General features: G+C 42.8%; 18 protein-coding genes. 10 read left to right on the top strand and 8 right to left on the bottom strand.

Features of this window, described 5'->3' with window-relative positions; translation table 11 throughout:
• Positions 1-4 precede the first annotated feature (4 nt).
• The 3 genes from H9L11_RS21170 to tesA form a co-directional block, all read right to left on the bottom strand.
• Complete coding sequence (locus H9L11_RS21170) at positions 5-1,918, bottom strand: sensor domain-containing phosphodiesterase (protein ID WP_205391179.1); 1,914 nt, start codon at positions 1,916-1,918, stop codon at positions 5-7.
• Positions 1,919-2,098: 180 nt separating this feature from the next.
• The gene (fabV, locus tag H9L11_RS21165; protein ID WP_205391178.1) at positions 2,099-3,298 is read right to left on the bottom strand and encodes an enoyl-ACP reductase FabV; all 1,200 of its coding nucleotides are present in this window, start codon (positions 3,296-3,298) and stop codon (positions 2,099-2,101) included.
• Positions 3,299-3,380: 82 nt separating this feature from the next.
• Entirely contained in the window at positions 3,381-3,983 is a 603-nt protein-coding gene (gene tesA, locus H9L11_RS21160) for a multifunctional acyl-CoA thioesterase I/protease I/lysophospholipase L1 (RefSeq protein WP_005376324.1), read from the bottom strand.
• Between tesA and H9L11_RS21155 the strand changes: the two genes are divergently transcribed.
• The 3 genes from H9L11_RS21155 (at position 3,982) to H9L11_RS21145 (ending at position 8,922) form a co-directional block, all read left to right on the top strand.
• Positions 3,982-4,674, top strand: coding sequence for an ABC transporter ATP-binding protein (locus tag H9L11_RS21155; RefSeq protein ID WP_047101137.1), 693 nt, complete (start codon positions 3,982-3,984; stop codon positions 4,672-4,674). The two genes, tesA and H9L11_RS21155, sit on opposite strands and share 2 nt — an antisense overlap.
• Entirely contained in the window at positions 4,674-7,130 is a 2,457-nt protein-coding gene (locus H9L11_RS21150; protein WP_205391177.1) for an FtsX-like permease family protein, read from the top strand. Before H9L11_RS21155 ends, H9L11_RS21150 begins: the two co-directional genes overlap by 1 nt.
• A gap of 352 nt (positions 7,131-7,482) precedes the next feature.
• Positions 7,483-8,922, top strand: a complete 1,440-nt coding sequence (locus H9L11_RS21145) for an FAD-dependent oxidoreductase (RefSeq protein ID WP_205391176.1) — start codon at positions 7,483-7,485, stop codon at positions 8,920-8,922.
• A 28-nt stretch (positions 8,923-8,950) separates the two neighbouring features.
• On the opposite strand, the gene H9L11_RS21140 is transcribed toward H9L11_RS21145, so the two are convergent.
• Genes H9L11_RS21140 through H9L11_RS21130 form a run of 3 tightly spaced genes read right to left on the bottom strand, consistent with a single transcriptional unit; the run spans position 8,951 to position 11,321 of the window.
• Entirely contained in the window at positions 8,951-9,886 is a 936-nt protein-coding gene (locus tag H9L11_RS21140; RefSeq protein WP_085569034.1) for a biotin-dependent carboxyltransferase family protein, read from the bottom strand.
• Entirely contained in the window at positions 9,883-10,566 is a 684-nt protein-coding gene (locus tag H9L11_RS21135) for a carboxyltransferase domain-containing protein (RefSeq protein ID WP_005376314.1), read from the bottom strand. The genes H9L11_RS21140 and H9L11_RS21135 overlap by 4 nt, the downstream gene beginning before the upstream one ends.
• Positions 10,566-11,321 (bottom strand): 5-oxoprolinase subunit PxpA, encoded by a 756-nt coding sequence (locus tag H9L11_RS21130; RefSeq protein ID WP_205391175.1) that lies wholly within the window; start codon positions 11,319-11,321, stop codon positions 10,566-10,568. Before H9L11_RS21130 ends, H9L11_RS21135 begins: the two co-directional genes overlap by 1 nt.
• Positions 11,322-11,640: 319 nt before the next feature.
• Here H9L11_RS21130 and H9L11_RS21125 point away from each other — a divergent pair, with 319 nt between their 5' ends.
• Both H9L11_RS21125 and galE read left to right on the top strand, forming a co-directional pair.
• Positions 11,641-13,599 (top strand): diguanylate cyclase, encoded by a 1,959-nt coding sequence (locus H9L11_RS21125; RefSeq protein WP_064376836.1) that lies wholly within the window; start codon positions 11,641-11,643, stop codon positions 13,597-13,599.
• Between the two features lie 54 nt (positions 13,600-13,653).
• Entirely contained in the window at positions 13,654-14,670 is a 1,017-nt protein-coding gene (gene galE, locus H9L11_RS21120) for a UDP-glucose 4-epimerase GalE (protein WP_085569031.1), read from the top strand.
• A gap of 335 nt (positions 14,671-15,005) precedes the next feature.
• On the opposite strand, the gene H9L11_RS21115 is transcribed toward galE, so the two are convergent.
• Positions 15,006-17,144 (bottom strand): TonB-dependent hemoglobin/transferrin/lactoferrin family receptor, encoded by a 2,139-nt coding sequence (locus H9L11_RS21115; protein WP_053303617.1) that lies wholly within the window; start codon positions 17,142-17,144, stop codon positions 15,006-15,008.
• 231 nt (positions 17,145-17,375) lie between these two features.
• Here H9L11_RS21115 and H9L11_RS21110 point away from each other — a divergent pair, with 231 nt between their 5' ends.
• On the top strand, positions 17,376-18,263 hold the full coding sequence (locus H9L11_RS21110; protein ID WP_017634152.1) for a LysR family transcriptional regulator: 888 nt from the start codon (positions 17,376-17,378) through the stop codon (positions 18,261-18,263).
• 77 nt (positions 18,264-18,340) lie between these two features.
• On the opposite strand, the gene H9L11_RS21105 is transcribed toward H9L11_RS21110, so the two are convergent.
• A complete protein-coding gene (locus H9L11_RS21105) occupies positions 18,341-20,974 on the bottom strand; it encodes a bifunctional acetate--CoA ligase family protein/GNAT family N-acetyltransferase (protein ID WP_085569030.1) in 2,634 nt (877 codons plus the stop codon).
• 236 nt (positions 20,975-21,210) lie between these two features.
• Between H9L11_RS21105 and H9L11_RS21100 the strand changes: the two genes are divergently transcribed.
• The 4 genes from H9L11_RS21100 to yciH all read left to right on the top strand — a co-directional run bounded on the left by H9L11_RS21100 (position 21,211) and on the right by yciH (position 23,747).
• A complete protein-coding gene (locus H9L11_RS21100; protein WP_005390018.1) occupies positions 21,211-21,780 on the top strand; it encodes an SPOR domain-containing protein in 570 nt (189 codons plus the stop codon).
• 149 nt (positions 21,781-21,929) lie between these two features.
• Positions 21,930-22,919, top strand: a complete 990-nt coding sequence (locus H9L11_RS21095) for a D-alanine--D-alanine ligase (RefSeq protein ID WP_033907069.1) — start codon at positions 21,930-21,932, stop codon at positions 22,917-22,919.
• Between the two features lie 128 nt (positions 22,920-23,047).
• A complete protein-coding gene (locus H9L11_RS21090) occupies positions 23,048-23,434 on the top strand; it encodes a DUF3319 domain-containing protein (protein WP_005376294.1) in 387 nt (128 codons plus the stop codon).
• A gap of 1 nt (position 23,435) precedes the next feature.
• Positions 23,436-23,747, top strand: coding sequence for a stress response translation initiation inhibitor YciH (gene yciH, locus H9L11_RS21085; protein WP_005376292.1), 312 nt, complete (start codon positions 23,436-23,438; stop codon positions 23,745-23,747).
• The last annotated feature ends 213 nt before the right edge of the window (positions 23,748-23,960 follow it).

Below are 23,960 nucleotides of genomic sequence, written 5' to 3'. Positions count from 1 at the left end.
ATGCTTAGGAAGAGTAGGCGTATTGCCCGCCAGAAAGGCGCTGATTAAACAAACTTTGCTCAAATTCATTACAAGGCATAGGTTTACCATAAAGAAAACCTTGTCCGATATCACAACCCTCACCAATAAGAAACTGCTCTTGTTGGTGGGATTCAATGCCCTCGATCACTACTTGGAGTTCCAGTTTTTTTGCAATGTGTATGATTGAACAAATGATCTCGCGATCATCATCTGACTTTTCCATTTGCTGGACGAAGCTTTTATCAATTTTGATGGCATCAAACGGATATTTCTTTAAATAGCTGAACGAAGCATATCCTGTACCAAAATCATCAAGTGACAATGTCACACCTAGTTTATGCAACTTATTTAACGTTGTGCGTGCTACTATTTCATCAGCAATTAGAGCGCTCTCGGTTACTTCGAGTTCGAGAAAGTGTGCTGGCAAATGGAAAGTGTCGAGTAGGTGTTGCACTTGTTCTGCAAAATTTACGTTTTGTAATTGAATGGGAGAAACGTTGACGGCAATTTTGAAGTTATCGATTAACTCAGACCATTGTTTCGCTTTGTCTATCGCGGTACGCAGAACAAAAGAGCCAACTTCAAAGATAAGCCCGTTTTGTTCGGCCATATGTATCAATGCTTCGTTGGAAACGTCGCCAAGTATTGGATGTCTCCAACGAAGCAAGGCTTCTGCGCCAATCCATTTACGTGTTTTGGAGTCTACTTGAGGTTGAAAGTACAACACTAAATCGTCGTTACGCACTGCTTGTAAAAGGTAACTTTCCAGTTCATTGTGACTATTGAGATCCGCCGAATGATTTTCTCTAAAATAACTAAAAGGTTCGCCGGATTCTTTACATAGAAGCATCGCGTAACATGCATGTTGAAGGATACGCTTAGCATTGCTGCAATCTTTGTAAGCTTGAACTATACCGATATACGTGTGCAAATGTATTTCTGTTTTGTTGAAGACAAATCCATCTACGCTAATTTTAGTGATATCATCTAATAGTTGATTTAACCGAGCTTCAATATCCTCTCCCCAAATCAATAAAACCATGTCATTCGAACTTGGTCTACCAGTGATAAATCCGCTAGCACCGTGTCTGGTTAATCTGGAGTGAAATTCTTTTAAAATGTTGTCAAAGACCTCGAACCCGTGCCTGGTCTGAATACTGCGAGCGTTACTAAAACCAATGTTGATGACCACAAGCGATTGCTGATCACTATCAAGGGACTGTAAGGTGTATTGGACAATGTTCTCAAGTGCAGAACGATTTAGAAATCCAGTTCCCTGATCATGTGTTTTTTGGTAGCTCACTTGTTTTTCCGCGGCTTTACGGCGACCAATTTCTTGTGTTAAGGAGTAACTTAACTGGGCTAAATCCGTGGTACGATTTTCAATTCGACTCTTTAGCTCGGTGTTAAGTCGCTGAAGTTTATGTTGTTGGTACACAACTGAAAGCTGTGCTTCGATTGAATCTTTGAAAGTTTCAAGCAACTGACGGTAACTATCGTTGTACTCGTTTCTCTCAGAGTCAAGCATACAGATTGTTCCAAATGTCTCCCCATTTGGCCAGAATAGCGGTAAGCCGCAATAAGAAATCATGCCTAGTTTGATGTCTGGGTTATTTTGCCATTCTTCATCTTCAAGCGCATTGGGGATTACAAGCTCGCCTTTCTGTTCTATAACTTGCTCGCAATACAAACCGTTACCAAGCTGCTCTGCATCGCCAGTACGATAAGGATTACCTAGAGTTTCGCTAGATGTATTTACTTCTATGCGATCCGGATGGATACGCATAATTAATGTGGTGGGTACGTGTGTTATTTGAGCCAGTAAGTTGACGATTTCCTGCCAACTTCTTCGCATAGACTCAGGGATTTCGTAGTCTAATGTTTGCAATCTCCCCATATAGGTCATCCTTTACGTGGTTTCACTTCCTGTGAATTAAAAATGCAGACTGCTCTATTTTGTTCTCGCTTTTTAATTAAGTATAGGGTGGCTAGGGCTCGAAACAAAAAAAAGTCCTGAAAAGTGTTCAGGACTAGGAATAGTTGTCACATATCTCATCCTTGAAACAGGTAACAAGTATCAAGGCTTAAGCGACATTAACGATTCAATAGAAATGTCTTGCGAATAGTCGACATCTTCAAAGTTAAAGCCATTGAGCTTCATAAACTCATCTTTAAAACCTTGGTAATCACCAATCTCTTTAAAGTTTTCAGCATTCATCTGTTCTAAAAGAGCGTGGACTTCTTGTTGAACTTGCGGTTCAAGTTCCAAGTCATCTATTCGAATCAAGCGTTCGCCGTCAACTGGCACTTTCTCTTGATCGTATAACTTCGTAGTAAACAGTCGCTGCATTTGTTCAATACAGCGTTCGTGAGTACCTTTTTCCTTCATCACTCGATAAAGCGCTAACAGGTAGGGACTTAGCGCAGGGATGAATACACTGGCTTTCGTCACCAACGCCTTACACACGGTTGCGTAAGCACCGCCGTCAAAGTTGGCGAGTTTGAGGTTTAATGAATGACTGGTTTGGTGTAAATCGATTTTCGCTCGACCTAACGTACCATCGAGATAAATTGGGTGCGTAATGTCAGGGCCCATGTAAGAAAAGGCGATGGTTTTGCAGCCGTTTGCGATAGAGTCGTTATTGATGAGTGTGTCAATCCAGCTTTCCCAGTCTTCGCCGCCCATTACTTTAATGGTGGCATTGGCTTCCTCTTCTGTTGCAGGCGTTAAGGTGGTTTCTATCCACTTATCGTTCTCCAGCATGATAGAAGCGCCAGTGACAGGTTCACCAATAGGTTTAATGACACTGCGCCAAAACTCATCAGATTCAGGTTTAGGTCGAACACCGGTTGCCAAGCTATAGATGACTAAGTCAACTTCACCCTCAAAGTACGTTTCAATGGCTTCAATCACTTGATTGCGCACCGAACCAGAGAATGCATCGCCAACAATATTTATTGCGGTACGCCCGGCTTGATTTGCTTCTCGCTTAAAAAAGACGTTGTTATACCAACCCGCACTCCCAACCCCTTTCTCTGAAGGGCCACGCTCAAATGAGACGCCAATGGTATCGGCGTTAGCGCCACCGAACGTTAGGGCTATTCGTGCCGCTAGGCCGAAACCAGAGGAGGCACCAATAATCAAAACCCGTTTTGGGCCTTTTTTGATCTGTGGGGCGTGCTTTACGTATTCAATTTGCTCTTTTATAGATGCATGACACCCTTTGGGGTGCGCAGAGCGAGCAACAACACCTTGAATTAACGGTTCTATTCGCATGTTGTTATCTATCCTCGATGAGTGGAATTGAAAATAGATTAACGTAAAGTTACGTAAAACTTATTGAGCTAGACCATTAAAATTAGAGATGTTTAATTAATTCTTGAGCAACGAAATCAGCGATCCAAGGTTGTGCATCTGGTTTTGGGTGAAGGCCATCATCCATCATCCATTCTGGTTTGGTGACAACATGCTCTAAGAAGAATGGCATCAAGGCAACTTGTTGATGCTGTGCAAGCTTAGGGTAGATATCGTAAAACATATCGCTATAGCGCTTACCATAATTAGGCGGAACCCGAATTTGCATCATGACAACGTCCGCACCAGAATCTTTTATCATGGTAATCATTTTTGAAAGATTCGACGTAATAAGTTTAGGAGGGAAACCTCTTAGGCCATCGTTGGCACCTAACTCAATAAGTACCATGTCAGGGCTATGCTGAGTTAGCAACTGAGGTAACCGTGCTAAGCCATTGCCGGTTGTATCGCCAGAAATGCTGGCATTAATAACTGTTACATCTTGACCATGTTCTGACAACGCATCAGGGAGTAAGCTAGGCCAACTCTCTTCGATCGGCATCTGATAGCCTGCACTCAAGCTATCACCCAAGACAAGTAGCTTTTCGCTCGCATGTGCAGTAGCGGAAAAACAAAAAAATAGAACTAAGGAAAGTATACGAATCATGCAAACACCTGTACTTAATGCACCTATTGTTCAAGCCAATTTGGTTTCTAAACAAGTCTCTACTAATCAAGAACAATTAACAATCCTCAAAGACGTAAATGTTGACATCCGAAAAGGAGAAAAAATCGCCATCGTCGGAACTTCCGGTGCAGGTAAGTCAACATTGATGACGTTGCTAGCTGGTCTTGATACGCCGACATCAGGCGAAATTACTTTATTAGGTCATGAATTATCAAAACTGGACGATGAAGCACGTGCGAAAATTCGGGCTGACTCTTTAGGTTTCGTTTTCCAAAGTTTCTTGTTAATCCCGAGTTTGAGTGCATTACGTAATGTCACGCTTCCTTGTCTTTTACGTGGTGAAGCCGAAGATGAAGCAAGAGCAGCGGAATTATTAGCTGCTGTTGGATTGGAAAAACGTGTCGACCATTTACCAAGCCAGTTATCTGGTGGTGAACAACAGCGAGTTGCGCTAGCGCGTGCATTTATGACACAGCCTGAGCTGTTGTTCGCAGACGAGCCTACCGGCAATCTTGACCATCAAACCGCAGACAAAGTGATTGAGCTGCTATTCGATCTTAATGAACAGCACGGGACAACTCTGATTTTAGTAACACACGATGGTCATCTAGCAAGCCGATGTGACCGTATCTATCGTATGGAGGCGGGTGAGCTTAAGGAGGAGATGTAATGTCTGCAGTATCATCAAGTGAAGCAACATCCACAGAGCAAAACACTACAACACAGCACTCGTCGAATAAAAGTTTGATACGTTGGAGTTTCGGCGAAATAAGGCAGGGGAACCTTTGGCCTATTAGCGTTGCTCTTATTCTCGTGATTGCGAGTATCTTTGCGCTTTCTGCATTAGCAGAACGAATGGAGCAGGTGATCGTCAAGCAGGGAAAGGACGCATTAACGGCAGATGCGGTGTTTGTGTCTGCTAATCCCATTCCGGACACGTTGTTAACCTCGACTGAAAACCTTGAACGTTCGATGATGACGCGATTTGCCACTATGGCATTTAGCGATAATGGTATGCAGCTTATTTCTGTAAGGGCGGTGGATGATAATTACCCTTTAATGGGAGAGCTCGTTCTTGAAAATAATCCGGCCGGTCGCGTTAAAGAGAACCAACTCTGGCTTGATGAGCGGATTATGACTCAACTAAACGTAAATTCAGGTGACAGCGTCACGATAGGCGATGCCGAGTTTACTGTATCAGGCGCAGTATTGATGGAACCAGGCTTGAGCTTTAATCCATTTCAGCAAATGCCTTCTGCATACATTCATCAAAGTGACGTAGATAAAACAGGAGCAATTCAAGTTGGGAGTCGAGTTCAATACCGTCTATTTTTACAAGCCGATGATAAAACACTAAAGAGCTTACAAGATGATACGCAGCTTTCTCCGAGCGATCGCTGGCGCACGCAAGATACTGCCAGTCGTAGTAATGAGGTTTTTGAACGCACGACGCAGTATCTGTCGTTGACAGTAGCAATTGTCATCATTATGGCGGCGACAACATTGGTTCTTACTTGTCAAAATTACGTGAACAGCCGGACACAAACTATCGCGATGTTGAAAAGTCTTGGTGCGAGCCGCCGATGGATTGAAAAGTGGTTATTTATTCAAGTCACAATCCTTCTCATTAGTGCCAGTGTCGTCGGTCTATTGTTAGGGAGCGGGCTGGAATATTTATTACGCATTCCACTCAAAGACTTATTACCCGAGCCACTCCCTGGTTACGGTGTCACACCATTTTTGGTGGCATTTATCTCAGCAGTCTTGATTACGGTGCCTGCTCTCGGTATACCATTGTTAGGCTTGATTAAAACTCCCGCGTTAGAAGTGCTACAGCAGGGTAAAGCGCAACGTTCTTGGAAGCGAATGTTACTTGTTCTAGTTCCCGTTGTTCCACTGCTTTTACTGTATGCAGATAACACCTTAGTTTGGATCGTGCTCACTGGTATAGCGGTACTGTTTGTGGTACTCGCAGCAGTTAGCGTCACACTCACAAAGCTGTTTGCACGTGTGTCAACCCATCCTGCAATGAAGCTTGCGTTGAGTCGTATCAACCGGACGCCAGTAACCAGCGGCCTACAGTTTGGTGCTTTGGCATTATCTTTGATGTTGCTGTCTATCATTTGGCTTGTGCGCAGCGATATTCTCGCTGATTGGGAGAGAACCTTACCTGCAGACGCGCCAAATGTGTTCGCTTTGAATATTGGTGATTATGAACTCGATAACTACCTAGAAACCCTAGACAAAAATGGAGTTACGCGGTCACAAGCTTATCCAATAATTCGTGGACGACTAACAGAGATCAACGGTCAAAACGTCAAAGAGATTGAGTACGAAGGAGAAGGTTCTGACGCGATACGTCGAGAGCTAAACCTGACATGGGGAGATAGCCTACCAGAATATAATGATGTGCTTTCGGGTGAATGGACAAACAAAGGGAGTGTATCTGTAGAAGCGGATGTAGCAAATGACTTAGGCATCAAACTCGGTGATACGCTGCGCTTTGTAATAAACAGTCAGAATTACGATGCAGTAGTAGATACCATCCGTTATGTCGAATGGCGTGACATGAAGCCTAACTTTTATTTTATTTTCTCATCTGACGTGATGGCTAATTTACCTGGTTCTTACCTCATCAGTTATAGGATTGAAGAAGGAAATGAAGCGTTGTTGACGTCAATGTCACGTGCTCACCCAACGGTCTCTGTTTTAGATATCCGAACTATGGGCGAGAAAATTCAGGCTTTGATTCAGCAAATCGTATCAGCAGTCACCATCCTTGCTCTTTTAGGCGTTGTTGCTGGTCTGCTGCTCATCTTTACTCTACTGAGGTTAAGCTTGTCCCAACGTCAACAAGAGATTCGTTTGTATCGCACATTAGGTTCAAGTAAGAAACGGATCAACACAACCCTGTGGGCCGAGTATGGAATTATGGCGTTGATTGCTAGTGGTGTTGCGGTATTCGCTGCGGAAGTTTGTGTGGCAGCAGTCATGACATATGGATTCGATCTCAATGCACAAATTCACCCCGAATTGTGGATAGCTTTACCGCTTGTAACATTTGTTACGTTGGCACTTGTAGTGATGAGTTTGTTGAAAAGATTGTTAACGCCAGTAAACACTTAATCGCAGCGAGTGTTATCAAGTTTGGAACACTCCATGACACTTTTATTTTAGTTATCCACAAAAACAGTGGATAACTTTTGGGATAACTAAATGGGGTAAAAAGTGGGGTGTTTCTGCAGGCTTTGCGCCATGGGTCTTACAGTGAAATTCTTATTCACATAGGCACAAAAAAGTGTCTTCTTAACCATGTCGTCAAGTACTTTTTCGCCAATTTTTTCTACTTTAATGCACTTTACAGGCGCTGTTGGATATTTCGCAAACCCATGAACTTTTTGTGATTTTAATCAAGTCCAAACACGAGTAGAATTCACCGTTAGTAAAGAATTTTCCTTATAAAATTTTTAGTGAAGCAATGAAGTCTGAGTTTCCAAGTTATAAAGATAAGCATATCGCTGTTGTTGGTGGCGGTGTAGCAGGTGCAACAGCAGCAATTCATTTTGCGGAGCTGGGTTTTAAAGTTTCCGTAATAGAGAAGGGCGTATCACTAGTAAATGGTCCACCCATTTGTCATTTGCATGCTGGTGGTAATTTATATCGAGAGATTTCCGAGCAACAGTGCTTAGACTTGTTAGCACAATCTATTGATACTGTTCGCCTGTATCCGCTTTCACTGAATATTCGTCCGACAATCATCGCGGTTCCTCATTCCGATGGTGGAGACCCATCCACACTAATTCCGCGATTAGAGGTTGTGAAAAGTGCTTATCAGACGCTCGTTGATAAAGATCAGAGTAATAAAGTGCTCGGCGAGCCAAGCGAATACTACAAACTGTATTCAAAAGCGGAGCTAGAAGCTCTCGCGCAACGTACTCAACCAAGTCATCCTACAAACTTCGATGAGTGGTGCATTCCTTTTGCTCAACATGCTGATCTTGAAGCGCTAAAGTATCCTGTTGTCGCAGTTCAAGAATATGGTTGGAGTGTTTTTCGCCTCGCCGCAATTGCCAACTTAACACTAGATACGCTTCCTAATGCTTCGGTCTTCACACAAGCAACGTTTAAGCAAGCCGATTGGATGGGGGAACACTGGCAACTTGGCTATGAACGTGAAGGTATCGATTACCTGATGACATGCGACTACTTGGTTAACGCGTGTGGCTTTGAAACAGGCTCAATTGACAACACAGTTGGTGCCAAGCGAGACAGGTTGGTGGAGTTTAAAGCCGCTTACGTTACGAGGTGGGCAGACTGTCAACAACAATGGCCAGAAGTTATTTTTCATGGCCCGCGTGGAACCGATAAAGGAATGGCTCAATTGACGCCTTATGGCGATGGTTACTTTCAACTTCATGGTATGACAAAAGGAATCACGCTGTTTGAAGATGGTTTAGTGGAGAGCACGAACTCATCTGCTCAACCTGAACTGCCTATGCCTTTACTCTCGAAGATCCGTAACGGCTGGAGAGAAGAAGTGTTAGAAGAGCGAACGAACAACGCCATCAAACACATGGCACAGTTCATTCCCGACTATCACTCTGCTGTAAAAGGAGGAAAAGCATTATTTGGCGCTCAGCAAATTCCCGGAACAGATCCAGTACTCAGAGCGGCAGATGTGACTTTTGAAGATAACCACTACGCGAGAATAGAGGTGGTAAAAGCGTCATCGACACTACTCGCAGCGCAAAAAATGCTTCAATTCTGGTTTGACATCGATCCTAACCAAAATGTGGAAACACAGCATCCGGTCGCTGTAAAGTGGTCTGAAAAAGAGGTCGAGCAGTACGCGATTAAACTCACTCAAGAGCGAGGCTATCCACAAGCTTTAGCAGTGCGTTATGGTATGCCTACATAATCGGCTGTGTTTGGGCTCAGTGGTTGTATTAATACCCAAAAAACTGAGCCCATTGGCACCATACTTCTTGCAAGCCTAGTCTATCTCCTTTCACAAAATTGACTTTTTGTCCGGGTTTCGCCTGTGCCAGTCTAGGTAAGTCAATACGAGCTACGCAGCCAAATTTAGGATACCCGCCAATAGTCTGGTGATCGTTGAGCAGCACAATAGGGTTACCATCGCTAGGTATTTGAATTGAACCTAACGCAATTCCCTCTGATAGTACGCCTTCGTAAGGTGGACGAATGTTATTGCCCTCAAGACGGTAGCCCATGCGATTCGAATTGGGGGAGATGATGAATGCTTTGTTATAAAATGCTTGGCGAGCGTCTTCATCAAAGTCCTCGTTCTGATAGCCTTCAATCACTCTCAGCTTAATGGGTAAGTTGTAATCTGGCTTAAAGCGAAACGTCATTTGCCTTGGTTTACGTTTCGGTAAGTTATGAGGGACAAAGGGAAGAATATCACCAGCTTTCAAAGCGCCACCATTTGAATCATAACCACCTAGAGATTCTCGCAAGACGGTCGATGCGCTTCCTAAGTGCTGAGCAACATTGAATCCACCTTTAACCGCTAGGTAGGAGCGAAGTCCATTCCTTGCGACTCCGAACTGAAGCTTCTGTCCTTTTTTCAACGTAAAGTCAGACCAATTTGAAATAGGTTCACCATCTATTTTCGCATTTAAGTCACCGCCACATATAGCAAGGTGGCAGTTATGCAATGCAATAAAACAAGCGTTACCCAGAGTAATTTCAATCGCAACGCAATTGACTACGTTACCAAGCAAATGGTTGGCCCAACTGTAAGCATAGTCGTCGACCGGGCCACCTTGAGTCACACCGACATGCGCTAAGCCAAAACGACCAAAGTCTTGAACTAAAGAGAGCGGTCCTGGCTTTTCCACCAGTAATCCACCGTAACTCATAGTACGCCTCCTAAATCGATAAACTCTTGTTTTGAAATAGCATTAAAGGTGACCTTGTCACCCACTTCAAACGGTATAAAAGGAGGAGAGTCGGAGAAGAGCGCAAGCGGGCTTTTACCAATAATGTTCCATCCGCCAGGACTATCTGATGGATAGACGGCCGTTTTAGAGTCTGCGATTCCGACACTTCCGGCCGGCACTTGAGTTCTTGGTGTGGCAAGCCTTGCCATGTGCAATTGAGTATCAACGTCCGAGAGAAATGCAAAGCCTGGAGCAAAGCCAATTGCAGAAACCGCGTACTCGGTTTTCGTATGCAGGGTAATAAGATCGTCTAATGACAGACCTCGCTTTTTAAAACGAGATAGATCTAACGCGGTTTCTTCAGAGTAATATACAGGGATAGTAATGTGATTCGGCTGGGAAAGCTTAAGTGATTGAGTATCAAACTGGCTCACGATTTGTTGCAGCTCATTGGCTAAGTTCTTTTCGTTGATTCGAAAAGGTAAGTAATCAATGAGAATAGTTTGATAGGAGGGGACAACGTTCATAACAATTGAAGCGAAAGTTTCTCTTATGCTGCGAGCAAGCTCTCCGACTGCATTTTCAGAAATACTCTCATCAAACTTAATGAAAATACTGCACTCGGAGATCAAAGAGATATTAAATTTCTCTTTATGCATTAATTTCCTCCAGCGTATAGGCTTTGGCGGATCTTTTGGATCAGCGCGATCGACTCTTCATTGTCACCATGAACACAAATTGTGTCGGCTTCCAATAATATGTAACCGCCTGAAGCGGTTTTGACACGCCCAGAGTCAGCTAAGGTCCGGACTTGCTCAAGTATCGCGTGCTCGCTTTTTAACACGGCATTGGGCTGTGTTCTAGGAGTCAGTAAGCCGTCATCTTGGTACAAACGATCTGCAAATGCTTCAAATAGCAAGGGAACATCATAATCGTCTGCGATTTCTAAGTATTTTTCGTTTTCCTGTGAAGCTAGGATCATTAACGGTACTTTGAACAGTGCTGCCGCCTTTACTACCGCTCTAAATATCGCATCACTTTTCATCATGTCGTTGTATAGAGCGCCATGAGGCTTTATGTAACTGATGTCTGTGTATTGCGCCCGGCATAATGCTTGTAAAGCACCAACCTGATATATAACCATGTTCGTAATTTCATCACCCGTCATGCTTATGCTTCGTCTGCCAAAGCCTTGTAGGTCGGCGTAACCTGGGTGTGCGCCAATATCAACATCGTTGTCATTCGCTAGGGTGATGGTGTCGTGCATGACATTAGGGTCGGAGGCATGAAAACCACACGCGATGTTCGCCATATCAACATGGGGCATCACGTCTTCATCTGCGCCCATACTCCAAGAGCCAAAGCTCTCGCCCATATCACAGTTCAATGTAAGTTGCTGTTTATTCAATGCCATACGTTTTATTTCTACACAAGCAATGGGTTTACGATGCAGGAAAATGCATCTAGGTTCAGTGACTCACTTCATTCTTCTATCATGAAAACGAAGCTTTTTGAGCAGATAGCTGACGAAAAAGATCACGTTAGTCCATAAAGATGTTGCCGTTATTTGAGTTGATCCGAATTTTAAGGTATTTCGTTTCTTTTCCATCCAATTTTTGAGAATTTAAGGTTATTTTGCATTAGCATCGTGTTAATCTTGTCGCCCTTCATGGGTGATAGATTGCATAATGGTTCTTCTGTCATTTTTGTGGTTGTCTGCGACAGGAATATATATGTCATTACGAGCGAAGCTTATTTGGCCTCTTCTGGTCTTTTTAACGGCTATCTTTGTTATCTCAAAAGGTTACACCTCGTATACTGTATACCAATCGTCTAAGCATGAACTGGTCGAGCAGACAAGAAAGTTGATTAACAACGTTTCTTTCTCAATTAAAGATGCGCTGACGACAAAGGACAAGCAAAAAGCTCAAACTATTCTCGCCAACTTTTTAAACCAGCCAAATGTAACGCGGGTCAAACTTTATGACCAAGATGACCAACCATTCGCTGTTATGGAGATAAGTGGGGCACTGGCACCCGTTCCAAGTCAAACCGAAAGAAGTAGGTTGCACGCTCTAGGGTATGCCTTATCAACCAAATTTCTTTATGTTCTAGAGCCGATTATCCATGATGGCTATGTCATTGGTAGCATGAGAGTTACGCTTTCTCATCGCCCAATTGTAGAAGCCATACAATCTTTACTTCAAGATGGCGCTTTACTTCTTCTGTTTCTGATCGCTGGTGGCACTGTTTTTTACATAAGTATCGAGAGGCTTGTTCTCAAGCCCGTGATGGAACTCAACCGCGTAATAGAGAATGTGACACACGGACGAAACACGGAAAATCAAGCTCGCTATTACGCCAAGGATGAAATTGGAGACCTCGCGAGCTCTTTCAATCAAATGATGAATAGGTTAACAGTACGTGAGAAGCAGCGGCAACATTCGCTAGACACACTAGAACAAAAGCGCGCATTTTCAGAAGAGGTTATCGAATCTGTTCAGCATGCATTAGTTATTACAGACAATTCCGGACGTGTTATTCATTGTAATACGGCGACCCAGCAAATATTTCAAAAAAAATTAGATGAACTTAAATATGCCAATATTCGTGATCTAATTAAAACTAAAACACCGAATGAGCTGAGTCAGATCCTGAGTCGAGGCCTAGAGTGCGATGATATTCACCTCAAAAATGCAGATAATGAACAGCAGTTGAGCCTAACCAGTCGTCGCCTCTCGACACATGAATACTTACTGTTTTCGATTCAAGATATCACCGAAATTGAAGAAGCCATAAACCGGCAACGTGTTGCGGGACGTGTTTTTGAAAGCAGCCAAGATGGTCTCATTGTTCTTAATCATCGCGGTGTCATTACGATGGCAAACCCTGCCGTCACTAAGTTAGTCGGCTTAGAGGTGGATCAGCTTATTGGGAAGTCATTCATCCAAACGCTAAAGTGGCGCAAGTTACAGGAAATGATGCCTAGTATCATCGAGTCGATAGAAAATTATGGCGTTTGGCAAGGTGAAGTTATCGAGAAGAACCATATTGGTCAGTTTGTACCGATGTTTGCTCGAGTCAATCGTATCGTTAAGTGTGAAGACTATGGTTTCTATGATCTGGTTATTGTTCTTACCGACCTTTCCGGCGCAAAAGAGATGGAACGATTAGAGCATTTAGCTCATCACGATGCTTTAACGGGGTTAGCCAATCGATCTAAGTTCCATTTAGAGTTGGAACAACTAGTACAACGCTCTGGATACTTGCGTGACGAATTTGCAGTTTTGTACCTCGATCTGGATGGATTTAAAGAAGTTAACGATACCTACGGTCATGATGCAGGTGATGAAGTTTTGAAAAAAGTTTCCGAGCGTCTAACATCTGCGACGAGACATAGTGATTTAATCGCAAGACTTTCTGGTGATGAATTTGTCATGTTGGTTAATCCCGCCAATCAAAAAGTGGTCACCCGAATAGCAGAACAGTTGCTCGAGAGCATATGTGCTCCAATTGAGTACAAAGGTCACTTACTCAAAGTTGGCGTTAGTATCGGCGTAAAATTAGTCGGCGTAAATGAGCGCGATGCTACTCGAGTTTTAAAAAGTGCGGATACGGCAATGTATCAAGCAAAGAAAGCCGGGAAAGGCCAAGCAATATTAATGGGATGCGAATTACAAGAGACAGTTTAAATCGTAACGTCAAAGCTTTAAACTAACTCAATTCGCGTCAGAAGGAATAATAAAATGAAAGTACTCGTTACGGGTGGTATGGGCTATATCGGTAGTCATACGTGTATTCAAATGATCGAAGCTGGCATGACGCCAGTGATTCTAGACAACCTGTACAACAGTAAATCTACGGTATTAGATCGAATTGAAAAGGTATGTGGTGTAAAGCCAACCTTCATTAAAGCCGATATCAGAGATAAATTGGCGATGGTAGAAGCACTAAAGTCGCACAATATTGAAGCTGTTATCCATTTTGCAGGTTTAAAGGCCGTCGGTGAGTCTGTAGCAAAACCTTTAGAGTATTACGACAACAACGTTAATGGCACTTTAGTATTGGTTGATGCAATGCGTGAAGCCGGAGTTAAATCGTTGGTATTTAGTTCATCAGCGACTGTATACGGTGATCCTGCTTCTGTACCCATCACAGAGGACTTTCCAACTAGCGCAACTAACCCATATGGGCGCAGCAAATTAATGGTAGAAGAGTGTTTAACCGACTTCCAAAACGCGAACCCTGACTGGAGCATTACACTTCTTCGTTACTTTAACCCGGTAGGTTCACATCCAACAGGCGAGCTAGGTGAAGATCCTCAAGGTATTCCCAACAACTTAATGCCGTTTGTTTCTCAAGTTGCGGTAGGGCGCAGAGAGTTCCTTTCTGTGTTTGGTAGTGATTATCCGACCAAAGATGGCACAGGCGTACGTGATTATATTCATGTAATGGACTTATCCGATGGTCACGTTGCTGCATTAGAAAAAGTAGGTAGCAAAGCTGGCCTTCATATCTATAACCTCGGTACTGGTAACGGCTACAGTGTACTGGACATGGTGAAAGCATTTGAAGCCGCAAGTGGTAAAGATGTCCCATACCAACTTGTTGAGCGTCGTCCAGGTGATATTGCAGAGTGTTGGGCGGATCCATCAAAAGCGATGAATGAGTTAGGTTGGAAAGCAACTCGCACTCTAGAAGAAATGACTGGCGATACATGGCGCTGGCAGTCTACTAACCCTCAAGGTTATCCAGATGTCTAATCTTTAATTTACATAATAGTAACAAAAAGGCGCGTGATTGCGTCTTTTTTGATCCAAATCGGAAAAAATCGTAAATTACTGGTTAAAAGGTAGCAAGTATATATAGAGCTGTTAAACTATGCCCGACTCTTAATTTGGGTTATAAATTTTCTCATAGCTATTGGGGTAGTTCATGGAACTCGGTCTGATCATCACTTTCATCATTGCAGCAGCAGTAATGGTGAAAAAAGAGATGGCAAAACAGTAAACTTTCATTTTTCATACTTTTCTTTACATTTTTGAAATGAAAGCCATAAAAAAAGCCAGCATTACGCTGGCTTTTGTGTTTTTAAGGTTTAGAACTCGTATTTAACACTAATGTTATAATTACGCTCAGCTTGCGTTTTGTCTCGACTTAACTCAGTCTTACCGCGAACATCGTTCCAAAGATGGTATTCTTCATTCGTTAGATTCATAACACCAGCACGAATGGTTATATCTTTCATTGGTTTGTAGTACGCCGTTAAGTCAACGACTGTCGCAGACGGCAAAGCAACTTGGTCTTTGATTCCGCCTTTATCACCATCAGAGTTGATATCACTGTTCGATTTCTTAGCCGTGTAGTTTACTTTTAGGCTTGTCCCCCAAAGTGCATTTGGTGAATCGTAATTTACAGCAGCTACGGCATTCCATGGGTTTACACTGTTCAAAGGATTACCATCACCATCTTCACCTTCTGTGTATGCTGCAACAAAGCGAGTTGTCACGCCTGATGGAAGACCAGCAATGGCATGCCAATCAAGACGGTTAGAGAGCTCAACCCCTTTAATGTTTGCTTCACTAATATTGATATTTGTGAATTCAGTTAAACCACCATTGTTTGATGACGTTTGCTCAATAAAGTCACTGTAATCACTGTAGTAGAACGCTACTTCAGTTGCAGACGCTGCAGTGTTATGACGGTAACCAAGCTCATAAGACAAACTCTTTTCAGATCCCAAATTTGGGTTAGGGCGGTTGGTATAGCCATGAGCCGGATTATCGTAGGTGTAGTAAAGCTCGTCGAACGATGGCGCTCGGAACCCTTGGCTCACTTGCGCGAAGATCGTGCCAGGTTGCGATACAGAGTAAGTTGCTCCTAAACGACCAGTTAATGCAGAGTCGCTAAACTTCTCGAATGACTCTTCAGAAGTATTTGAAGGATTAGTAGAGAAGTAATCGTAACGCACACCTGGAGTCAGAATTAGCTTGTCATTAAGAAGCGAAATTTCATCTTGCAAGAATAAACCAAAGCTTTCTTCTTTTGCATCCGGTGTGTAAACGTAAACAGTATCTGGCGTGCCAGGATCGGAATTAAACTCGCGATTGGTATTACTGATGTCACTATGTTTGTACGATATTCCGTAAACAATATAGTGATTTTGAATCTCTTTATCTAACTGAGTTTCGAATTCAAATTTGTCTTCAGTATATTCGTAATCTTTTTTCTGTTGGTTGTCACCACTAGGCGGTACGTAAGGTGGGTAACCTGGGCTGGCTTCGATAAAGCGATTAGACACGCCGTTTTCTTCTTTACCAATCCATGTAAGCTTGGACGTGATCGTATCCGAGATAGCTGCATCTGCAAACCAAATGTGCTTGAGCCCAATGCGATTTTGCTTGGTTGTGTCTTCAGCGTTGAAGTTTTTGTAACTTTTATGTGCGATCTCTGAGTCAGTCTCGTTGTAAATAACTTCTCCCAAGAACTCCAAGCGATGAGCGTCATTCAATTGAGATTGAAGTTTTACCAATAGATCGTTTTTGTAATAATCTTGGTTGTCCACAGAATAGTTATCGTAAGGCGCCTTAGAGAAATTTTGTAGCTCTGCACCATCACGGCGTGTAAAGGCTATAAGTGCTTCTGTATTACCGAAACGCTTTGCTAAAGCTACATGCTCACTAAAAGAGTTATCTTCCGATGAATAAGAGAGTTTAGCTTGACCACCAAAGTCTTTACCATCTTTGAGGAAATCCTTCGGATCTTTTGTTTCGAATGCGACAACACCGCCAATTGCATCACTACCATGTAGGCTAGAAGCTGCTCCTTTAACAATTTCGACACTCTTTAGCATATCGGGGTCGACAGTAACGGCACTAGAATTGATAAACGAATATGGTCCACCGCTGAATACACCTGGTTGAGATGCACCGTCTACTAAGATTTTAACTCGTTTACCTTCCATCCCGCGAATGTTAATACTTTGGACGCCTTGGCGTTGAGTGCCATTAACAGTAACCCCTGGCGTATACTCGAATAGATCATTCAAGTCCTTTACCATGTTTTCTTCGATGTCTTTCTCTGATACAACAGCAACAGAAGCAGCAACAGTGTTTATGGTTTGGTTGGTACGGGTGGCCGACACAACGACTTCTTCAAACTTAGAAGCTTCTTCCGCATAAGCAGTATGGGAAAGGGCAACTAAAATGGAGGCTGACAAAATTGATTTTTTATACATTGGCTTCAATACCTTAGATCCATAATAGGTAACAACACGCGGATATTAATGGATCTAAATGGTAATTACTATCATTACCATTGTCATTTATTGATTTGTATTGAATCTTCTTCTTAGGCTATGAGCATTCCTAGTCTTTAGTTATCAATATGTTATATTATTTGTCGTTAGTTCTTGATAAGTTCATCCAAATACAACGAATGTGATGAATGTCACATTAAGAGAGGCCATGTGCAGAGTCCAATTACGTTAGAAGCACTCCATATTCTAGATGCTATTGATCGAAGAGGGAGTTTTGCTGCTGCTGCGAATGAGTTAGACAGAGCCCCGTCATCGCTGAGCTATCAAATCCAGAAACTCGAGCAAGACTTAGACATTATTATCTTCGATCGCTCTGGTCACAAAGCCCATTTTACTGAAGCAGGTAAGCTTATTCTTGAAAGAGGAAGAGCCATTTTACAAGCCAGTGAAAAGTTAGTGAACGATGCAACGTTATTGGCGAATGGCTGGGAACTGGATATTACCATTGCCTTCGATGGCATTATTCCTATATCCAACTTTTTCCCGATGGTTGATGCGCTGGCCGAGGTCAGCTCAACTCGAGTCAGGCTGCAAGAGGAGATTCTGGCTGGTAGCTGGGAGTCTTTGAATACGGGGAGAGCTGATTTACTGATTTGCCCATCACTGGATACGCTTCCTCAAGAAGTTAAGTCAGAAAAAATTGGTAAAATGAGTATGTATTGGGTAGCTTCCGCTGATCACTATGTTCACAAGCGTAGTGGTAAGTTTGATGAAGCAGCGCGAGAAAAGTATCGGATTATTGCTATTGCAGATACCGCACGTGAGCAACCCGCGCTCTCCATTAATATCATTCAAAAACAACCTCGCTTGACCGTCACCAACTTTACGGCAAAAGTAGAAGCGCTAACTGCAGGTTTAGGCATTGGTACATTACCAAGCCAAATTGCACAACCTCTTATTGATAGTGGTGTATTGAAACGAATCGAAGGCACTGAAGAACAGCCGATGGATATTATTTTGGCATGGCGCCGGAACACTATGGGTGAGGCAAAATCCTGGTGTATTCAGTACTTAAAAAAGAATTGGAAACTAAAGTAACAACGTAACTTTTACTTCTTAGATTCCCATTGATTATCGAATGTAAGAAGTAAAAGTCATCGCTAATGCTGCGCTTTTCAATTTAAAGGGAGCACCATATCTGCCGTACCGTCTGCAAACTGGACATCGATCTCAAACCCCAAGTTCTGAGCCAACATCAACATTCCTCTGTTTGTTGGCATGGTCATTCCAGACATTTGCTTTGTGCCTTTAATTTTGCAATAGCTGATTATTTTCTGCATCAGCACTTTGCCTAAACCTTTTCCTTTCAAATCTGAACGAACCAAAATAGCAAACTCAGCGTCACTATTGTCTGGTGTAATCAATGCGCGGGCTACCCCTATGATAGACGGTCCGTCAGTATTAAACGCTACCGCAACAAACGCCATTTCGCGGTCGTAGTCGATTTGAGTAAAGTTTGCCAAAGCCTCATGGTTGAACTCTCCAACTTCAGAAAAGAAACGCTTATAGAGATCTTCTTTCGATACGCTATTAATGAATTGAGCATGCAGCGGCTCATCCTCAGGCAAGATAGGGCGAAGCAGGATAGGTTGGCCATCTCGAAGCGTCACCGTTTCGACAAACTCTGCCGGGAAAGGGCGAATCGCTAGCCGTTTTTGGGCGTCTCCTTCGTACTTACACAGTGTGACATCTGCATCAAGGATAGTTAAATCGCTTCCGGACACCAGTACTGGATGGATATCCAGTTTTTGTATTTCTGGTAACTCAACTGCCATTTGGGAGATACGAACCAAGAACTTCGACAACTCAGTAATATCGAGCGCATCTTTGTGTTTCTGCAGGCGAATCTTTCCAGACTTTAGGGCAACAACGACAAGGTAGCGCGCAAGCGTCATGTTCAAAGGAGGAAGTGCAGCGACGGCATCTTGGGCGATATTCCACTCAGAGCCGCCTTGACCAAGCAAGATCACTGGTCCAAAGACTTTATCTACTGCAATACTAATCCGTAGCTCTTCAGCGCTGCCGAGCTTTGCCATCCCTTGTACTAACAGCCCATGTACATTGGCGGAAGGGTAACTGAGCTTTACGGTATCTAAAATGGATAGCGCTGCGTTGGAAACTTCTCGACTGTTTCTTAAATTTAGAGCAACACCGTGAACATCCGATTTATGAGGAATGTCTGGAGAACGCAATTTAACCGCAACAGGATATCCAATATTTTCTGCCATATGAACGGCTTCAATGTCGTCAGATGCAATCCACGTAGGCAAAACGTTAAACCCGAACAGCTTAAATAATGGGCTGGTTTGATGCGTATCCAAGGTGACTGTGTTTTTATCCAGTAGTCGTTCGTTTACCCATTCTTTTGCTGAACTCACACTTCCAGAATGTAATGGCTCTGCCGTCGTTGGCGTTTCCATTAGTTGTTTCTGGTTTCGTCTGTATTCGACCAAGTGCATGTATGCTACAACCGCACTTTCAGGTGTTCTATAGGTTGGAATGCCTGCTTGAGTAAAGGCCAGTCGCGCTTCTCTCGACGTTTGTTCTCCTGACCAGTTGGTCAAGATATTAAAATGCTTATGCCGAGGGTGAGATTTGATGGCATTAATAACGACTTGAGCAGTTTCAAGAGGATCAGAAACAGCAGAAGGACTATGCATAATCAATATCGCATCTGCACAGTCGTTATTCATCAGTGCGTTAATGGTATCAATATAGCGTTTTTGGGTTGCGTCACCAGACAGATCAATTGGATTTCGAGCACGCCAGTTGGATGGAAGTACTGCTTGTAATTGCTCAATGGAAGCGTCATCAAGCGTTGCGAGTTGGCCACCACGTTCAATCAAAGTATCAACGGACATAACAGCAGGGCCGCCGCCATTGGTGATGATCGCTAAACGCTCTCCACGAAGTGGCACAGAATGCGTGAGTGTTTCTACCGCGGCAAAAAGCTCATGCGTATTGCTGACTCGTAACATACCAGTTCTGCGAATAGCAGAATCGTAAATTACGTCAAGTGTATCTCCGTCTTGCTGCTCAAAAGTATTCATCTCTTTAGAGCGGCCCGCTTTTAGCACCAATATACGTCGGTTACGTGAAGCGGCGCGCGCAGCAGACATAAATCGGCGAGCGTCTTGGATATTATCAACATAAAGCAGAATAGCTTCAGTGTTTCCATCCATACTCAAATAGTCGAGCAAATCTGCAAAATCGATATCTTGTCCGCGCCCAATCGAAATGAACGAAGAAAAACCAATGTTCTTATCATTTGCCCAGTCTAAAACCGTGGTACAAACCGCCGCGGATTGTGAGATGAAAGCAATTTTTCCGGGTTTAGCTGCAACAGGGGAAAACGTGCAGTTAAAATTGTGCCAAGGAAGGATGATACCTAAGCTGTTTGGGCCTAAGACTCGAATGTTCAATGATGAGATATCTAAAGGATTAGGGTCATCAGAGATAACAATCGCAAACGGTGTGCCTCTCTCATCTAGCTCTTTAAGCAATTGCTCGTTACGTGAAACGTTCGTACACAAAATTGCAATATCTGGCGTATAGGGCAGGGAAGCTACATCAGGGTAAGCGATCACGCCAGATACGGCTTTATATCGCGGCGTTACTGGCATAATCGCGCCACCAAATCCACTTTGTAGAAGGTTGCGCATCACAACATGTCCTGCTCGCAATGCTTTTTGAGATGCCCCAATAACGGCCACAGAGTTGGGTTTAAAGAGTTTATGTAGTTTATTCATGCTGACTCCTGGCCGTTTGTAAGTCACGTTGGCTTCTCGGTTTCATATCAATCATAAACGAATAATTTACTGATAAAACATCTTCAGACCAGACATTGCAGAAAATGTGTACGATGCTTATGGAGTTTGTGTTATTCATCACATCAAAATCACAGATTATTGTATTTGATGCTTGATAAACGGCCCTGCTATCGGCATGATTTATCGTAATATTTATCCAGAGCATTTGTTACTTCATGAAAAAAATCGCAATCATCGGCTTGTCAGTTCTGCTTTCTGCTTGTGCATCTGAAACTTACATCACGGATGTGACCTCAGAAAGTTACCGAGAGGACTACAAATCAGATCGTATCTCTAAACCAATTATGGCGTCTGAAAACGCTGTAGTAGAAAAAGACGTACAACCAACTGTTGTGAAAATGACGGCAAAGCCTGAAGAAAAGAAAGTAGTCAAGCTAACGCCAAAAGAGCAGGCGAAGCCAGTTAAGATCGTACCACCAAGTAAAAAGCAAGCTGGCATTCAACGATTCGGCTATACCATTCAAGTCGCAGCTGTGGGTAGCCAAGCTAAAGTCGATCAGTTTGCAAATAAGCTGCCACAGAACGGTCAGCCAATTTGGGAAAACTACAAAGTTGTAAACGGTACTAAGTGGTTCTCAGTTTTATACGGAGACTACGCAACAAGCGCAGAAGCCAAGCAAGCGATTTCGACTTTGCCAGCTCAATTTCAGCAGTTAAGACCATTTGTTAAAAGCATTGATGCAATCAAAAACTCAGCTTACCCAACGCTTAACAAATTAAATTAACACATAAAATAAGGGAGCGAATAGCTCCCTTATTTATTTGCTCAAATCCTATTCGAACAACATTCCTCACATTAAAATTACTGTACGTCACACTTCAAAGGTTTATCATAATAAATAGTATCTTTTGTAGGTCACGGAAAGATGGATTCATGATTAAAAATATTCTTTTACTATGCGGCGGTGGCTCTTCTGAGCACGAGATTTCATTATTGTCTGCAAACTTTGTCGAACAACAACTAAATCTTATTGAAGACGTTCACGTTACACGCGTAGAAATAAAAAACGAAGGTTGGATGACCAACCAAGGTGAGTTGGTTTACTTGGATCTCAATACCAAGCAGTTGTGCTCAAGTGAATCTAATCAAACCATTGATTTCATCGTGCCTTGTATACATGGTTTTCCTGGCGAAACAGGCGACATTCAATCTCTGTTTGAAATCGCAGGTATTCCTTATCTTGGCTGCGGGCCAGAAGCGAGTAGCAATAGTTTCAATAAAATCACATCTAAGCTTTGGTACGACGCTATCGGCATACCCAATACGCCATACTTATTCTTAACGCGAAACGATGAAGAAGCTCACGTTCAAGCTCATAAAGCCTTTGAAAAGTGGGGAAAAGTTTTTGTTAAAGCCGCTCGCCAAGGTTCTTCCGTTGGCTGTTACAGTGTCACAGAAAAAGACAAGCTTTCTAATGCAGTAAATGATGCTTTTGGGTTTTCTGACCAAGTGTTGGTTGAGAAAGCAGTAAAACCTCGAGAACTTGAAGTTGCTGCATATGAGATGAATGGCCAACTACATATCACTAAGCCAGGCGAGGTCATCGCGCCTGATGGTGCTTTTTACTCGTACGATGAAAAGTACAGCAGTTCAAGTCACTCGCTCACAGAAGTTGAGGCGAAGAATCTAACTCAAATACAATTAGATTCCATCCAACACGCGTCAGAGACGGTATTTAAACAAATGAATCTTCGTCATTTATCTCGTATCGACTTTTTCCTAACGGAAGATGATGAGATTTACTTAAACGAAGTAAACACATTTCCAGGAATGACTCCGATCTCAATGTTCCCTAAAATGCTTCAAAACAACGGGCACAAATTTCATGAGTTCTTGGAAGATTGTATAAACAGTGCAAAGTGATTAACGTTATCGAGACGCGTTTTATGATACAAGTTGTTTTCTAGAGCAAGGATTATTCAAGCCGTATTTGAATATTGCTCAGTAGCAATTATGATTATATCAACGCATTAAACAGATGACTCAGTGGTATGGCGATTTCAAATTATAGAGGTTTTAACCTGCAGTCAGTCGGATCAGATGGCAGTGTTTGGAAGGTTAAAATCAAGAACCACGTTTTACAGGGCAGTTTGACGGCGGTAAAGAAAAGCATTGATTGGTGGTGTGACACCGCATCGATTATTGATCCCAAAGAGTTTGCTTCACTCGGACAAAGAGTGCAGCAAACTGGTGTTGCAAAATCAGAGGTCTTTAACGGCTATACTATTCAAAACGATACAGGCCAACCTAACTCTTGGTACTGTATGTTTAATGGTAAACTGATTAAGGGCAGTAAAGCCGCTATTCAACGCCATATCGAAGCTTATTTGGTTGCAAAGCAAAAAGCGATGCAAGCTCAACAACAAAAGAAACAATAGAATGACTCTGGTATATTCAACAGAAACCGGTCGAATTAAACCGGAAGAAGAAAAAGTATCTCGCCCTAAAGGCGATGGTGTTGTTCGGATTCAGCGCCAAACGAAAGGCCGTAAAGGTAAAGGCGTATGCATTGTTACAGGTTTAGACTTGGATGATGCACCTTTAAAGTTATTAGCGGCAGAACTCAAAAAAGTCTGTGGCTGTGGTGGCTCTGTAAAAGATGGCAATATCGAGATTCAAGGTGATGCTAGAGACAAGATCAAGGCACATCTTGAAAAGAAAGGCATGACAGTCAAATTAGCCGGTGGCTAATTTAATATTTCCAGTAAACAAAAATGGCGTCTAAAGAAATAGACGCCATTTTTTATAAGTTGCTAATTGAAGAGCAAGCAATCGTAGATTGATAGATTGATATTAGCTATTTTATGGTAAATAGATTATGGTTAAATTAGAAAAACAGCTTTCAGGGCATTATATGTACAAATATACGCTCATAGATTTTGCCAAGAAAGTAAGAGGGGTTAT

The organism is Vibrio sp. sp1 (assembly GCF_016920955.1).
Taxonomy (GTDB): domain Bacteria; phylum Pseudomonadota; class Gammaproteobacteria; order Enterobacterales; family Vibrionaceae; genus Vibrio; species Vibrio alginolyticus.
The sequence above is the reverse complement of the archived record's forward strand: the minus strand, read 5'-3'. Positions and strand labels throughout refer to the sequence as shown.

What these genes read in the sequence shown, in the direction of transcription:
- H9L11_RS21130 (WP_205391175.1), bottom strand. Translation starts at nt 11,321, where the DNA reads ATGGCATTGAATAAACAGCAACTTACATTGAACTGTGATATGGGCGAG.
- H9L11_RS21105 (WP_085569030.1), bottom strand. Translation starts at nt 20,974, where the DNA reads ATGAATAAACTACATAAACTCTTTAAACCCAACTCTGTGGCCGTTATT.
- tesA (WP_005376324.1), bottom strand. Translation starts at nt 3,983, where the DNA reads ATGATTCGTATACTTTCCTTAGTTCTATTTTTTTGTTTTTCCGCTACT.
- H9L11_RS21145 (WP_205391176.1), top strand. Translation starts at nt 7,483, where the DNA reads ATGAAGTCTGAGTTTCCAAGTTATAAAGATAAGCATATCGCTGTTGTT.
- galE (WP_085569031.1), top strand. Translation starts at nt 13,654, where the DNA reads ATGAAAGTACTCGTTACGGGTGGTATGGGCTATATCGGTAGTCATACG.
- yciH (WP_005376292.1), top strand. Translation starts at nt 23,436, where the DNA reads ATGACTCTGGTATATTCAACAGAAACCGGTCGAATTAAACCGGAAGAA.
- fabV (WP_205391178.1), bottom strand. Translation starts at nt 3,298, where the DNA reads ATGCGAATAGAACCGTTAATTCAAGGTGTTGTTGCTCGCTCTGCGCAC.
- H9L11_RS21100 (WP_005390018.1), top strand. Translation starts at nt 21,211, where the DNA reads ATGAAAAAAATCGCAATCATCGGCTTGTCAGTTCTGCTTTCTGCTTGT.
- H9L11_RS21090 (WP_005376294.1), top strand. Translation starts at nt 23,048, where the DNA reads ATGGCGATTTCAAATTATAGAGGTTTTAACCTGCAGTCAGTCGGATCA.
- H9L11_RS21150 (WP_205391177.1), top strand. Translation starts at nt 4,674, where the DNA reads ATGTCTGCAGTATCATCAAGTGAAGCAACATCCACAGAGCAAAACACT.
- H9L11_RS21135 (WP_005376314.1), bottom strand. Translation starts at nt 10,566, where the DNA reads ATGCATAAAGAGAAATTTAATATCTCTTTGATCTCCGAGTGCAGTATT.
- H9L11_RS21125 (WP_064376836.1), top strand. Translation starts at nt 11,641, where the DNA reads ATGTCATTACGAGCGAAGCTTATTTGGCCTCTTCTGGTCTTTTTAACG.
- H9L11_RS21140 (WP_085569034.1), bottom strand. Translation starts at nt 9,886, where the DNA reads ATGAGTTACGGTGGATTACTGGTGGAAAAGCCAGGACCGCTCTCTTTA.
- H9L11_RS21155 (WP_047101137.1), top strand. Translation starts at nt 3,982, where the DNA reads ATGCAAACACCTGTACTTAATGCACCTATTGTTCAAGCCAATTTGGTT.
- H9L11_RS21115 (WP_053303617.1), bottom strand. Translation starts at nt 17,144, where the DNA reads ATGTATAAAAAATCAATTTTGTCAGCCTCCATTTTAGTTGCCCTTTCC.
- H9L11_RS21095 (WP_033907069.1), top strand. Translation starts at nt 21,930, where the DNA reads ATGATTAAAAATATTCTTTTACTATGCGGCGGTGGCTCTTCTGAGCAC.
- H9L11_RS21170 (WP_205391179.1), bottom strand. Translation starts at nt 1,918, where the DNA reads ATGGGGAGATTGCAAACATTAGACTACGAAATCCCTGAGTCTATGCGA.